Genomic DNA, 733 nt, shown 5'->3' on the forward strand with positions numbered 1-733 from the left:
TGAGGTTTTCTCAACGAAGATCATTTCCACTGCCCGTTGAGGACAAGCGCGGATCGTGTGATGTCGCCGAACCGGGAGGGACTCAGTGAGACCCGCTTGAGCGCACGCCAGCGCTCCTTGAGCTCGGCGGCAGTACGCTCCCCCAGAGCCCGCACCCCTCGCAGCAGAGCGTTGTGGGTCTGCGTGTCAGCATGAAAATGCAGGTGGGAGCTGCCTTTCGGCTTCTTGTGCGGGTGATGGATACCGATCCCCGCACCCTGGTACCCGGAGTCGGCCAGAGTAGGAAGGCCATCAGCAGCGGCCTTGTAGAGCGCAGGCAGGCAGTGCAAGCGCGCGGCAGTAATGTCAATCGTCGACCCCGGCTCGGCGTCGCTGACCCACAGCGGGGTACCGTCCGGCGCGGACAGGAACTGTACGTTCGCCCCGAAGGAACGGTGTTTGCCGGAGTACCACGTGTCGACCTGCTTACCCTGACTGTTCACATGGGTGCCGGTGACACGGTCCGTCTCGACCAGCATTCCGTCCAAGACCACGTGGCCAAGGCCCTTGGCACGGCATTCCTCCAGAACCCGGTGGAGGTCCGGGGCCTGATCGGCCAGGACATCGATGCCCTCGTGCAGGTAACGGTAGCCAGTGGCCTGGGAGATACCGGCATCACGGGCCAGGCAGTGCACGCAACCGCGCTCACGGAACCAGCGCAGAACAAGTACCGCTTGACGGAACGGACCCAGCG

At 63.8% G+C, this 733-nt stretch carries 1 protein-coding gene; it reads right to left on the minus strand.

What is annotated here, in order from left to right:
• Positions 1-20: 20 nt before the first annotated feature.
• Positions 21-733, minus strand: a 713-nt coding sequence (locus ACYVDG_RS32705) for a transposase family protein (protein WP_460764198.1), incomplete at its 5' end; no start/stop codon positions are given.

The sequence above is a fragment of the Nocardiopsis oceani genome (genome assembly GCF_054777395.1).